Source organism: uncultured Cetobacterium sp., assembly GCF_947072685.1.
GTDB lineage: Bacteria > Fusobacteriota > Fusobacteriia > Fusobacteriales > Fusobacteriaceae > Cetobacterium_A.
In genome coordinates this window covers 62,604-76,399 of the sequence record NZ_CAMTIK010000003.1, presented here as the reverse complement: position 1 = coordinate 76,399, position 13,796 = coordinate 62,604, and the positions used below count along the sequence as shown (strand labels likewise).

General features: G+C 29.6%; 10 protein-coding genes. All 10 read right to left on the bottom strand.

Going from position 1 to position 13,796, the window contains the following annotated elements:
- Positions 1-41 precede the first annotated feature (41 nt).
- On the bottom strand, positions 42-512 hold the full coding sequence (locus Q0V67_RS01705) for a hypothetical protein (RefSeq protein WP_297596420.1): 471 nt from the start codon (positions 510-512) through the stop codon (positions 42-44).
- The gene (gene serS, locus Q0V67_RS01700; RefSeq protein ID WP_297596418.1) at positions 499-1,770 is read right to left on the bottom strand and encodes a serine--tRNA ligase; all 1,272 of its coding nucleotides are present in this window, start codon (positions 1,768-1,770) and stop codon (positions 499-501) included. Before serS ends, Q0V67_RS01705 begins: the two co-directional genes overlap by 14 nt.
- A 34-nt stretch (positions 1,771-1,804) precedes the next feature.
- Positions 1,805-2,392 (bottom strand): TIGR03936 family radical SAM-associated protein, encoded by a 588-nt coding sequence (locus Q0V67_RS01695; RefSeq protein ID WP_297596416.1) that lies wholly within the window; start codon positions 2,390-2,392, stop codon positions 1,805-1,807.
- A gap of 118 nt (positions 2,393-2,510) precedes the next feature.
- Positions 2,511-3,509 carry a UDP-3-O-(3-hydroxymyristoyl)glucosamine N-acyltransferase gene (lpxD, locus tag Q0V67_RS01690; RefSeq protein ID WP_297596414.1) on the bottom strand — a complete coding sequence of 333 codons (999 nt, stop codon included), beginning with the start codon at positions 3,507-3,509 and terminating at the stop codon, positions 2,511-2,513.
- A gap of 20 nt (positions 3,510-3,529) precedes the next feature.
- The gene (locus Q0V67_RS01685; protein ID WP_297596412.1) at positions 3,530-4,024 is read right to left on the bottom strand and encodes an OmpH family outer membrane protein; all 495 of its coding nucleotides are present in this window, start codon (positions 4,022-4,024) and stop codon (positions 3,530-3,532) included.
- 27 nt (positions 4,025-4,051) lie between these two features.
- A complete protein-coding gene (locus Q0V67_RS01680) occupies positions 4,052-6,124 on the bottom strand; it encodes an outer membrane protein assembly factor (protein WP_297596410.1) in 2,073 nt (690 codons plus the stop codon).
- A 17-nt stretch (positions 6,125-6,141) separates the two neighbouring features.
- Complete coding sequence (locus tag Q0V67_RS01675; protein ID WP_297596409.1) at positions 6,142-10,482, bottom strand: hypothetical protein; 4,341 nt, start codon at positions 10,480-10,482, stop codon at positions 6,142-6,144.
- Positions 10,483-10,504: 22 nt separating this feature from the next.
- The gene (rsmG, locus tag Q0V67_RS01670) at positions 10,505-11,209 is read right to left on the bottom strand and encodes a 16S rRNA (guanine(527)-N(7))-methyltransferase RsmG (protein WP_297596407.1); all 705 of its coding nucleotides are present in this window, start codon (positions 11,207-11,209) and stop codon (positions 10,505-10,507) included.
- A complete protein-coding gene (mnmG, locus tag Q0V67_RS01665) occupies positions 11,209-13,098 on the bottom strand; it encodes a tRNA uridine-5-carboxymethylaminomethyl(34) synthesis enzyme MnmG (RefSeq protein WP_297596406.1) in 1,890 nt (629 codons plus the stop codon). The genes rsmG and mnmG overlap by 1 nt, the downstream gene beginning before the upstream one ends.
- 17 nt (positions 13,099-13,115) lie before the next feature.
- Positions 13,116-13,772, bottom strand: a complete 657-nt coding sequence (locus tag Q0V67_RS01660) for a TrkA family potassium uptake protein (protein ID WP_297596404.1) — start codon at positions 13,770-13,772, stop codon at positions 13,116-13,118.
- Positions 13,773-13,796: the final 24 nt, after the last annotated feature.

The window sequence follows — 13,796 nt, the reverse complement described above, 5'->3', positions numbered from 1 at the left end:
AATATATCAAATTTTGTTATTAAAAGCAATTTTTGAAACTATTAGTTTTTTATCTTTATTTGACTTAAAATATATCTAAAAAACCACTTTATTTTTCTTTTACTTTTAAAAATTTTAAAAACTTCCGGAATAAGTTCAATTACATCTTCAATTATCTGTTGATATGCTGCTAAGCTTTTAGGTAATAATTTTTGAGTGTTTACTAACCAAGATAATACAATCAAATTTATTATCCTTAAAAAACTTGATGCAAAATTTAAAATCCCACCTTTTGTTACATAGATATTAAATAATTTAAATAGTACTTCGCCCTCTTGATGATAGTAAACCTGAGCTATAAATGTTGTCAGATAAATAAATATTAAAAATTTTAACTTTTTTATATTTTTTATCATATCTTTATTAAAAAAAATATTTAGCCCTAAACCAACTAGAAGTAATAATCCTAACAATCTCATATCCTTAGTAAAAAGATTTAAAATAAATAGGACTAAAATACTACTTTTTAACAACTTTCATTCCACCCATATAAGGTACCAATGCTTCTGGCACTAAGAAAGATCCATCTTCTTGCTGATAGTTTTCCATAATTGCTACCAACGTTCTTCCTACCGCTAGTCCTGATCCATTTAACGTATGACAGAACTCACTCTTTGAACTTCCTTCAGGTCTGTATTTAAGCCCCATTCTTCTAGATTGGAAATCTCCACAATTTGAACAAGAAGATATTTCTCTAAATTTATCTTGTCCTGGTAACCACACTTCTAAATCATAAGTTTTAGCAGCTCCAAATCCCATATCTCCTGAACAAAGATGAATAACTCTATATGGTAATTCTAACTTTTGTAAAATTGTCTCAGCATTTACTACCATCTTTTCTAACTCATCATATGATGTTTCTGGTGTTGCTAATTTTACCATCTCTACTTTATTGAATTGATGTTGTCTTATCAATCCCTTTAAATCTCTTCCATAAGATCCAGCTTCTCTTCTAAAGCAAGGAGAGTATGCTGTGTAGTATTTAGGAAGGTCACTTTCATTTAAAATCTCTTGTCTATGAATATTTGTCAATGTAATTTCTGAAGTTGAAATTAAAAACATATCATCTGTTGTCTTATACATATCCTCTTCAAATTTAGGGAGTTGCCCTGTCCCTTCACAAATTTCTCTTCTCACTAGAAGTGGTGTTAAATGCTCTGTATATCCATGCTCAGTTGTATGTGTGTCCAGCATTAAACTAATTAAAGCTCTTTCCAATCTTGCAGCAGCTCCTCTATAAACTGTAAATCTTGAACCACCTAATTTAGCTCCTCTTTCAAAATCTAAAATTTCTAAATTTTCACCAATCTCCCAGTGTTCTTTTGGTTTAAAAGTGAACTCTTTTGGTGTTCCCCACGTTCTTATCTCTACATTGTCATTCTCATCTTTTCCTATTGGAGTACTTGAATGATACATGTTTGGTAGTGTCATTTGGAAATATGTTACTTTCTCCTCTACTTCAGATAGTTTTGCATCCAACTCTTTTATTTTTGCAGAAACAATTCCCATTTCAGATATAATTTCTGAAGCATCTTCTCCTGCTTTTTTTCTTCTTGCAACTTCTGCCGATTCAGTATTTCTTTTATTTTTTAGCATCTCCACTTCAGTTAAAATCTCTCTTCTTTCCGAATCAAGTTTTATAAACTCCTGAAGATCGATGTTACTTCCTCTGTTTACAAGCATCTCTTGTATTGCGTCAATATTTTCACGAATAAATCTTAAATCTAGCATAGCTCTTCTCCTTTATACTTAATTTATATATTTGTTATATTTTATATCCTTTTTTTACTATATGAACATCTTTTACATCTACTTCAGCTAATATTAAAAATGAATTTGGTGAAGTATTTACCAACTCTAATTTTATAACATTTCCTTCTCTTGAAAAGTTCTTCACTCTTTCTCCTAAATTCCTTTCAGAAATTTTCCCTTTTTTCTCTTTTATCTCTATAATTTCATCTCTATTAAAAAGCTCTTCTAGTTTATCTATATCCGCTTCTATTCCAGTAATTTCAAACACAGCATTTGTATATATATCCGCTATACTCCTTTTATCCTCTATTGTTTCTACTTTATTTACAGAAAACCCGGGAACTGCTGCACTATTCATTCTTGACATTACTTCTTCATTTGACATCATTTCTGATAATTCTATATCCATAATCTCACCATAGGCCTCTGTTCCTAACGAAACAGGATTTCCTAATGAAATCTTTGGTCTAGGATGAAATCCCTGACTATATTTCATAGGTATGTGAGCTTTTTTTAATAATCTATCTGCAAATCTAAGCATATCTAGGTGAGAAATGAACCTCATTTCCTCACATTTATCAAAAAATATTCTCTTTTTCATTTATTTACCTCATTTTTTTTATTTTATATATTGTATCATGTTACACCCTTAAATTAAATACCTTTCTTCAAAAAAATAAAAAATCTAAAAGAATTTTATCAACTCTTTTAGATTTTTTTTATGATCTTTTTTCTAACTCTTTAACTCTTTTTAATAATTCAGGTAATTTTTTCTGAGCAGCTTTCACTCTTAAATCATCTTTTAAATTCATTAACGGATGTCCAGCTACCACTTGATTGTCAGCCACATCCCCAATTATCCCAGATTTAGCTCCAACCATAACATTGCTTCCAATTTTTAGATGTCCAGCTACTCCAACTTGACCTCCAAGTGTTGTATTTGCTCCAACTTCAGTGCTTCCTGCTATTCCAACTTGAGATATAATTAAGCAATTCTCTCCTATTATATCATTATGAGCAATCTGAACTAGATTATCTATTTTCGTATATTTTTTTATAATTGTATTTCCTATAGCTCCTCTATCAACAGTTGTATTTGCTCCTATTTCTACAAAGTCTTCCAATACTACACTACCAATTTGTTCTATTTTTGTATTATTTCCATTAACTTTAACAAATCCAAATCCATCCGATCCTATTACAGCTCCCGGTTGAAGAACACAAGAATTACCAATTTCACAAAACTCTCTAATTGTTACATTTGGATATATTATAGTTTTGTCTCCAACTCTTACCCCTTCACAAATTGTTACATTTGGATATATTACTACATCTTTTCCAATCTTCACATCATGACCTATGTATGTATTTAAAGGTATGCTTGTACCCTCTCCAATTACAGATGATTCCTCTATCATTTTTTCCATCTTTTTGGTTTTTCTTTTAAAAAATCCTAATAATTTTGGCATTAATGCTCTTGGATTTTCTGTTACTAATAGATACGTCTTTCCATCTTTTGGCAATTCAATACCTGCTGGCACTAATACTGCACTAGCTTTTGTTTCATTTAATTTTTTTAAAAATTTTTCATCCGATGCAAATGTTAAACTTCCTTCTTGAGCTTGAAAAAAGGGAGCTAGTCCAGAAATTTCTAAACTAGTATCTCCCTTAATCTCACATGCAAGTAGAGAAGCTAACTCATTTATTTTATAAGTCATATCTCTCCTTTATTTATCTATTACTTTTTTGTATCTATTTTTTTACTTTTTTCCATAACGTTTAAAACTTTAGGAGTTATATTCTCTCCACCAAATTTGATTGCTCCTTGCTCTAAAACATAATCATATCTTTCTGATTTAGCAACATTTTGAATTGAAATGTTTATAAGTCTATCTATCTCTTGCATTTTTTTAGCTTCTTCATTCGACAGCTTAGTCTGAGATTCTCTTACAGATTTTTGAAAAGCTGAAACTTTATCTTCAAAAGCCTTTTTCTCAGTTTCAGTCACATCTTTCCCTTTTCCTTGTAGTTCAACTTGAAGTTTTTGAAGCTCAATCTCTTGCTTTTGTAAAGTAGATTCCAATTTTTGTTTTTCTTTTGTCAGATTATCTCTTAAAATTTTAGTTTGAGAATATTTTGCAAATAACTCTTGACTGTTTACATATCCTACTTTTAATGCGAACGCTGATGTTGATAATGCTGCTAGCATAGCTATCATTGTTATTTTTTTCATTTTTATTCCTCCATATACTTAAGTTTATTAGAACGACTGACCCATATTGAAGTAAAACTTCATTCCACTTTCTTCTGAATTCCCCACTGGCCATCCAAAATCAAATCTTAACGGTCCTACAGGTGTATTTACTCTCAACCCTACTCCAACAGTTGTTGCTACATCATCTGGGAATTTCTTATCTCTTTTTTCATTTAAATATCCTGGATCCTCTCCTTGGTAATCCCATGCTCTTCCGATATCAGAGAATACAACAAATCCCAGTACATCATTTATTTGAGTTCTATTCTCTATTGTTCCAGTTAATTTTTGAGTCCCTTGATAGAATCCACCATCGTAACCTCTTAAAGTACTACCTCCACCTACCCAGAATCTTTGTGATTCAGGTGTTGTAGGTGTCATTATTCCTCCAACAGCTCTATATGCAAAAGTATTGCTTTTAAATAAACCTCTATGATATTTTCTTAACTCTAAAGTTGTATTAGCAAAAGTTCCTGAATCTATAGTATCAGCATAACCTACTTCTACCTGATACTTTCCATACCAACCAGCAGTGGGATTCCAATAGTTATTTCTTGTGTCATAAACTATTGAAGGATAGATACTAAACACACCATAGCTTCTCTTATCTCCCCATTTATCTTGAAGTTCTTTTGAATAATTTAATAATTCGTCATCAGCTGACTTCTCTGTTATATACTCTGCTTTTGTTCCAATTCCTAGTCTAAGATTTTTACTTAAACCTTTTCCGACATTAATTTTTGCTCCGTATGTATCTGTTTCACGGAATAAAATACTGTCACTATTTTCATATTCATTTTTATAAAGACTCCATCCCCAAGATATTCTATCTGTTCCTCTTATCCATGGATCTGAGAAATTAAGTGAGAAACTCGTATAGTTTTCATCTGATTTTTCAAATGTTACTCCTAGCTCTTGACCTTTCCCTTTCCAGTTCATATCTTTTACGGACACCATTCCCAAAAGACCTATCTCAGAACCGTATGAAACAGCCCCTTGTAAAGTTGCTGTTCTCTCTTCCTCTATAAGAAGAACTAAATCTACTCCGCTATTTTCTCCTGGAGCATTTTTTGTTTCATATTTAACATTCTTAAAATAACCTGTTCTCATAAGATTTGATACAGTTTCGTTATAGTCATTGATGTTAAATACTTCTCCTGGCTTTATCTCAATCTCTCTTTCAACTACGTAGTCTCTTGTTTTTAACAGTGTGTCCGCAGCTTTCCTTCTTTGTCCTTTTTGTTTTGTGACCATTTTAGTAAAGTCAATTCTATCGACTATTCCTTCATTGATTACAATTTCAAGATCATTAGCTCCACTCAAATCAATATCTTGTATCTCAGCTAAAACATAACCATCTTCATTATATTTTTTTAATATTTTATCTCTTGCATCTCTTAGGTTATTTAAATTTAAAACTTTACCTGGCTCTATATTTATAAGCTTTTTAAGTTCTTCCACTGAATACTTTGTATTTCCAGTTATAGTAATTCCGTTTATAATTGGATTTTCAATTACAGAATATACAACGACTAACCCTTCCGGATATTGATATACATCTGGTACTACTTCTCTATACATACCAGTTTCTAAAAGTTCCCTTTGACCTTTTAGAATTTTATTTTTTGAAAAATATCCACCTGCTTTTATAGGAATTCTCTTTGCTACATCATTTACTGGAACATTTACACTCCCTATTATTTCTAAACTTGAAACAATTAAAGAAGTATCTACTTTCTCTCTTTCTGATGTTGGAATTATACCTTTTTTCTCAAGTAGTTCTTTTGTATTTTTTCTCTCTTTTACATCTACTACTAATTTTATTCCCCCATCGTAAACTTGAGGATATATTGCTAATTCGTCTACATAATCACTCTTTTTTATATTGTTGTAATCTTTTAGCAATCCTTCTGTTGAGAATACTTGTCCCTTCTTTAAACTCATCTGCTGTATCAATACATCTTGAGGTATCTCATTTAAATTTCTAAACTCTACCCCTTTTACTAAGTACTCTCCTTCTGCTCCAAACGAAACGACTGAAGCTATAAGAGATACTAATCCTATTAGGTGCTTTCTCATCCCGACTTGCCCTCCAATTATTTTTTATTAGAAAAAATATCCTTTATACTATTATATTTTTTTTCAAACTTAAAATCAACATAATAATTTAAATTTCCCCTTTTCTTGTTTTCAATCATATTTGCATCATTTAATTTTGAAATACCAAGACCATAAGACCAACCCGATTGGTAACGTCTTTCTACTTTGAAATCAAACTGATTTACTGAGTTCGAAAACTCTCCTCCTCGATTTTCGCCACCAGTTCCACCTATATCATATTTAGTTCCATCTATAATACCTAATTTTAAAATCCAAAAATATTTATTTTTATATATTGGGTTTTCAGCCTCTAAATAAGCGCCAAAGCCAAACATATTCGGATCTTGCATTCTTGGATTATCAGAATTTGCTAATACTTCTTGATTAAAAATATCTGAAACAATTCTAAATTTAGATATATGCAGTGTATCTTTTATAGTTCTAGATATTGGTCTTAGCAGAGTACTTGAAATTTGGCTATCTATTATAGTCTTAAACAAAAGTGCCACAACACTTTTATCATTTCCATCATCACTTGAATCCCTATTAAATAGATTCTGTAGACTACTACTCTCTGTCCCTTGATTTGTTATTATATTCAATCTTAAACTATTTAGCTCTCCTTGTAAAGAAATTTCTATGTTTCCGTTTGAAGTCATAGATGAAATATCAAAAATTAAATTTGGATTAAACTCCGACAAATACCCATTTCTCTTATCTGAAAGTAGTAAAGCTCTATTTACTATAAAATCTTCACTTCCTAAAACAAATTTTCCATTTTGAATTTCTAACTCTCCTATTACTGCTATTTTTTCATTTTTTCCAGTTATATTAAACTGACCTAATAGTTTTCCTTTTACATCTTGTGCAAAAGTTGATATGTCAGGAATATTTATATTTATACCATCTTTTATTAAAACTCCTACATTAAATTCTGGTGTTTGTTCTATTTGGCTTTTAATCTCAAACTCTTTTCCTAACTTTTTACTTTCTCCTATCAGAGATCTTGTTTTGTCTATCAAGAAATTGAAAATTGTCACAAGAAGTCCTTTGTCCTCTTTTAATATTCCTGTTATTTCACCACTATTTACAATAATATTTCCTGAGATTTTATTTTCGGAATAAACTAAATTAGTTGATAAGTCAATCTTAAAGAACTTCTCCACCTGATATACAAAATTTTTCAGACTAAAATTAAACGCGTACTCTAAATTTTTATAAAATTCATCATCAGCTTTTATTTCATCTATTGTTGGCAACTCAACATATCCCTTCCCTGTTATCTGCCCACTGTTCAAATATCCATTTAGTTCTTTTACTACCAATCTTTCATTATTTATTTCTAGTTCCATATTAAAATCTTTTAACTCTAATAAAGCTTTTGGTATATTTATATTCACATTTTTCAAATCTATATATCCAAAATTAGATTTTATATCACTTGATATTTTTATATCAAAATTAGCTATTCCACTTATATCTTTTATCTCTCCTTTTGAAAAAATTGCATTTAAAAAACTTAAATCTATATTTTTTGAAAAAAGATTAAAATTGTATGCTTGAGCAAAAATATTATAATTTCCAGACCCTTTTATCTTATTTTTTTCATAATACATTAAAAACTCTTTCACTTCTAATAACTCTTTATTTCCAGATAAATCCAATGATATATTATCAAATTCAAATCCTTTTATTTTAACATTTCCTTCAGAAAGCTTTAAAAAATAATTTGGATTTTTTATTGGTCCGACTATTTCACTCTGAATATTTATACTTCCTTTAATATCTTTTGTATCTATAACTCCTTTAAAATCCTCAAATTCTATCTGTTGTTTATCTATATAAAACCTTATAGTTTCCTCTATCAAATCAACACTACCTTGAGAATTAATTATTTTATTTCCAGATAAACCAACTAATGTTAGCTTAGATATATCTATCTTATTTTCAAAACTATTTTTAGTATAACTTATATCTCCAATTAAATTTGGAAGTTGATTACCATTTAAATAAACCCTATCTATATTTAACCCTGCTTTAATAGAGATGACTCCATCTGTTATTTTTCCCGCTACTCTAGAAAGTAACCTATATTTTAAAGATTTATAATTATAATATTTCGGTAAATTTTCCTCTAATATATTGAAAATAAACTCACCATTTTTATTTTTAATATCATATTTTAATCTTCCTAAACTTTGGTTTACTTTGAAATCTTGAACTAAAACTATATTGTCTCTATAATCGATTTTTCCATTTAAAGATAGTAGCTCTTTATTTGGCATTTCTAAATTAGCATCTATTATATTAGCATTTGCTGATATATTATCAAATTTTCCATTGATTTTTCCTTCAACATTTCCTAATATCAAATTTATATCCGTTTTTTTAAATTCATTACTTTTTAATCCGCTAATATTGTAACTTAAATCGAGATTCCTTTTTTCTAAGTCTATTATTCCTGAGATTTTAAAAATTTCATTTCTTAAATTTGAGATTTTAAATGCTCCATTCTCCAATGTTGAATCCAATTTTATACCTTGAAGCTTAAAATTTTTATACTTTATTTCTCTAAGTTCTCCATTTAATTGAGATTGAAACCCATTATCATTCAATACTGAAATATTTGCATATGCATCTAACCGGATATCTTCATTTTCTATTCTTATATCTTTAGCTACTCCTCTAAGAATAAACCTTTCTTTCTCTCCTGCTATCTGACCAGTAAAATCCAATTTACTTTCTACACCAAATCTTTGAAATAAACCTTTCTCTCTCAAATTTCGTGTTTGAATCTTAAAAAAATACTTTAATTTTTCTGGGTTTAATTCTCCTGAAACTAAAAGTACTTTTTGCCCTTCCAAACTGACCATAGATATCTCTTCAAATTTTATATTTTCTTTATCACTTTTAGCTTTTATAAAAAAGTCATATTCACCTATAATATTTTTAGCTTTTATTCCAAATATTTCTAAATTTTTTATATTAAAATCATATAAAAGTGCTAATTTAGACTCTTGATAAACTTTCAAAATCCCCTCTTTTTTTTCATAAACTCCATTAAAATTTATATAGTTTGTTTTGATATCAAACTTTAAATTTTCTGAACCTAAATCTAATAATGCTTCATACGAGAGCTTCTTTTCATAATCTAATCCCGGAATATATATTGAAATATCCTTCCCATTTAATTTCAATATATTATCTTGAAAAATAACCTTTCCACTTAAATTATTGATATCTAAACCTAATGTTTTAAACTTTTCACCCCTGTAATCAACTACTGCTTTAAATCCTGTATCTTTTTTATAAAACAATCCTACATCCACATTAGAAAACTTCAAGTTTTCTAAAGGTAATTTTAAATCTCCCAACATCTTATATCTAGATGCAGTTGTATAAGGAAGATCTTTAAAATTAAATTCAACTTTTACTCCCTCTTGATCCGAATAAAAGACTTTAAAATCCCCTGGATTTCTATCTAATAAATAATTAAAATCTACAAAAATTTTATCTGTTTCAAATTTTATTTTACCATTTATATCCTCTACAATTCCTTCTAATCCATCATATATTACCTTTCCATCGCTTAACTGAGCTTCACCTATAAGCCCTTTTGTAGCTATTGTTAAGTCCATATTAAATAATCCCGATGCTTCACTTATTTCTTTATCATCATATCCATATTGAATTAGCTCTGAAGAAACTTTAATATTTTTTAAAACTATATTCATATCTAAAGGTTCATTTAAATTATTGAACCTATACTCATACTTCTCTTCTTCAGAAGTCCCTTTAAACTCTAAATTTATTCCTGTTTCTCTGTTAAAATCTACATATCCATTCACATCTACTAAGTTTTTTATTATCTCTCTCGAGTAAGTATTATCAGTAAATAATAACTTTGCATTGTTTACCGATATTTTATCTATTGGAACACCTACTCCTGCTTTAGAATCAGAACTGCTCCCTCCGCTTGAAAAAGCCTCAATTATATTTATGTCACTACCCTTTCTATCTATATGAACCCAAGGATTATTAACTTTAATCTCTTCTAATCTAAATTGTTTTAAAGAATTTTTAGAATACATTATTTTCACTTCTGGAGCTTTTACTATAACATTTTTTTTATCGGATAAAATTACTCCAGTTGCTTCAATTTCACCAAATTTTGGAAATTTAATCTCTTGAATTGAAATTGTTGGTCCAACAGCTATTTTCAAAACAACCTCTACTATCTTAGGAAGTTCATATTTCACCAACAAGCCTCCACTCAAAAGAATAAAAAAAGAAAGAGATATGATTATAAGTTTTTTGTATTTTTCAAAAATTTTCATATCTCTTCCTCCTATTTTTTTATTATAGCGGTTTTTTTAATGCAACCCCCGCTCTTCTTGGGTATTTGTTATCTGTTGTTTTTTCTTTAATTATCTCTACAACTAATCTTTCATCTCCATAATTAGGTAAATTATATCTATGTACCTTTACTATTTTAGCTCCTAAAATCTCTAACGCAGATTTAGCTTCATCTTCCTCTTCCGTTCCCACCATTTTCTGTGCTAAAAAATAACCATCTATTTTTATAAAAGGAATCATATATTCTAAAATAATATTTAATTTACTTACACCTCTGCAAAGTCCCACATCAAAAGTTTCTCTATTTGTCTCATCAATATAATCCTCTGCTCTTGAATTTACAACTGTGACATTTTTTAAATTTAAAAATTCCTTAACCTTTTGTAAAAATATAGTTTTTTTTCCCACAGAATCCATCAATACAAACTCCATATCAGGATTAAATATAGCTAATACCATACCAGGAAAACCTGCTCCTGTTCCTATATCAATCGCTTTTTTACATTGTCTTTCATCCAATAGATTTTGTAGTAATAACGAATCTAAAAAATGTTTTTCCAATACATCATTAGCGTCTCTTATTGCAGTTAAGTTTGTATGTACATTATATTCCATTAGATATTTTAAATATTTTATTAAATTATCTATTTTCTTATCCGTATAATTTAAACCTATTTTTTTTATACCTTCAATTAAATACTCTCTCATTATTTATTTCCCCTCATCTTTAAATACATTAAAAGCACTTGAATATCTGCTGGAGAAACACCCGATATTCTTGAAGCTTGTCCAATGTTATATGGTTTAACTTGTTTTAACTTATCTTTTGCTTCTTTTGGCATATTTTCTAACAAATCATAATCCATATCTTCGGGCAACTTTTTATTTTCTAAACCTTTGTGCTTTTCTATCATTTTTAGTGATTTTTGAATATATCCAGAATATTTTACTTGAACTTCAGCTTGATATTCTGTATCCTCATCATATTCTCCTAAATCAAATTTGTCTACCATCTCAGATATGTACTTTATATCTTTATAGAACACTTCAGGTCTTCTTAAAAGTTCTATAAGTGTTATTCCAGATTTTACCTCTGGTTCATTAGCTTTTAATAAAATCTCATTTACTCTCGGATTGCTACTTCCAACATGTTGCTTTTCCAATTTTTCAATTATTTCTAAAACATCAGTTTCTTTTTTCTGAACTCTTGCATATTCCTCTTGAGAAACTAGTCCAATTTCATAACCTAATTTAGACAATCTTAAATCAGCATTATCCTCTCTTAAAACCAATCTATATTCACTTCTTGCAGTAAACATTCTATATGGTTCATTTGTCCCTTTAGATACTAAATCATCTATCAATGTTCCTATATACGAATCGGCTCTATCTAAAATTACTGGTTCTTTTCCAAAAACTTTTCTTGTTGCATTTATCCCGGCTATAAGACCTTGAGCTCCTGCCTCTTCATAACCAGATGTTCCATTTATTTGTCCTGCTAAAAATAAATTTTCAACTTTTTTTGTTTCTAAACTATATTTAATCTCTTCTGGAATAATATAATCATACTCAATTGCATATGCATATCTCATTATTTTAGCATTTTCTAACCCTTCAATACCTTTTAACATCTTATATTGAACATCTGTTGGTAGCGATGAGGAAAATCCACTGATATAAACCTCGTTCGTATCATATCCTTCTTTTTCTAAGAATAAATGATGTCTATCTTTATCTGGGTATCTAAAAACTTTATCTTCGATAGATGGGCAGTATCTCGGTCCAGTCCCTTGAATTGTTCCATTGAATAACGGAGATCTATCTTTATTTGAGATTATTGTATCATGAACCTCTTGATTGGTAAATACCATATGACAAGGAATTTGTTTTCTACTTAAAACCTCTTCGGCTGTTGTTCTGCTAGAAAACTTAAGAACTCCTTTATCTCCTGGTTGAACTTCCACTTTTGAATAATCTATTGTTCTCGCATCTATTCTTGGTGGTGTTCCTGTTTTAAATCTTCCTAATTTTAAGCCCGCCCCTAATAACGATAACGGTAATTCTTCAGAAGATAATTCACCCATTCTTCCACCTTGAAATTGATTCTCTCCGATATGTATAAGTCCCCTCATGAATGTTCCTGTAGCTATAACAACAGCTTTAGCTCTATATTCTACACCCTCTTTTATTTTTACACCTATAACTTTTCCATCTTCAATTACTAGATCTGTTACCATTCCTTGAATAACATCCAAATTTTCTGTATTTTCTAGAGTTTTTTTCATCTCTTTACTGTAATTTACTTTATCTGCCTGTGCTCTTAAAGATCTAACAGCTGGTCCTTTTTTAGTATTCAAAACTCTTATTTGAATAAAGGTTTTATCAATATTTCTTCCCATCTCTCCACCTAAAGCATCCACTTCTTTAACTAAGTGAGACTTAGCTGGACCTCCAAGTGAAGGGTTACACGACATATATCCAATATTGTCCAATAATATCGTAAAAATTGCCGTCTTCGCACCCATTCTTGCTGCGGCCAAGGCTGCTTCACATCCAGCGTGCCCCGCTCCTACAACTATAACATCAAAATCTTGCATTTTTTTTGCTCCTCTCATTACTTTAAATTCTTTAATTCTGCTGCTGTCTTTGCATCAGTTATTACTAACAAAATATCCCCTTGTTCTATGATTGTATCTGCAGACAAATTAGGAATAAAACTTCTATTTTCTTTTTTTATTCCAACTATATTTACATTATACTTCTTTCTTATATCTAACTCAATAAGAGTTTTATTCCAAAATACTTCTGGCGACTTAATTTCCGCAAGTAAAAAATCCTTTGAAAATCTAAAGTGCTCTATCATATTTGGATCCATTGCGGCCAAAGCTGCTCTTTTTCCCATATATTCCTCTGGGTAAACAACTTGATTAGCACCAATTTTTTCTAAAACTTTACCATGTCTTCTTGAAACTGCTTTAACTATAATTTTTTTTACACCTAAATCTTTTAAATTCAACGTTACCATAATACTTGGTTCGATAGCCCCTATACATACAAAAGCTACATCAAAACCCTCTAACCCTATTTTATTGAGTTCTTTATCGTCTGTTGCATCTGCGACAATAGCATTTTCAACAACTCCACTATTCACTGCTTCTTGTATAATGTCTTCAGATTCATCAATCGCAAGAACCTCTTCATTTGCCTTATAAAGTGTTTCTGCAACACTCGAACCAAATCTTCCCATACCTATTACAACATATTGCTTCATCTCAAAATCTCCTCCATAGTTATC

Coding starts and splice junctions, on each gene's coding strand:
- serS (WP_297596418.1), bottom strand. CDS start 1,770: ATGCTAGATTTAAGATTTATTCGTGAAAATATTGACGCAATACAAGAG.
- Q0V67_RS01695 (WP_297596416.1), bottom strand. CDS start 2,392: ATGAAAAAGAGAATATTTTTTGATAAATGTGAGGAAATGAGGTTCATT.
- lpxD (WP_297596414.1), bottom strand. CDS start 3,509: ATGACTTATAAAATAAATGAGTTAGCTTCTCTACTTGCATGTGAGATT.
- Q0V67_RS01685 (WP_297596412.1), bottom strand. CDS start 4,024: ATGAAAAAAATAACAATGATAGCTATGCTAGCAGCATTATCAACATCA.
- Q0V67_RS01680 (WP_297596410.1), bottom strand. CDS start 6,124: ATGAGAAAGCACCTAATAGGATTAGTATCTCTTATAGCTTCAGTCGTT.
- Q0V67_RS01675 (WP_297596409.1), bottom strand. CDS start 10,482: ATGAAAATTTTTGAAAAATACAAAAAACTTATAATCATATCTCTTTCT.
- rsmG (WP_297596407.1), bottom strand. CDS start 11,209: ATGAGAGAGTATTTAATTGAAGGTATAAAAAAAATAGGTTTAAATTAT.
- mnmG (WP_297596406.1), bottom strand. CDS start 13,098: ATGCAAGATTTTGATGTTATAGTTGTAGGAGCGGGGCACGCTGGATGT.
- Q0V67_RS01660 (WP_297596404.1), bottom strand. CDS start 13,772: ATGAAGCAATATGTTGTAATAGGTATGGGAAGATTTGGTTCGAGTGTT.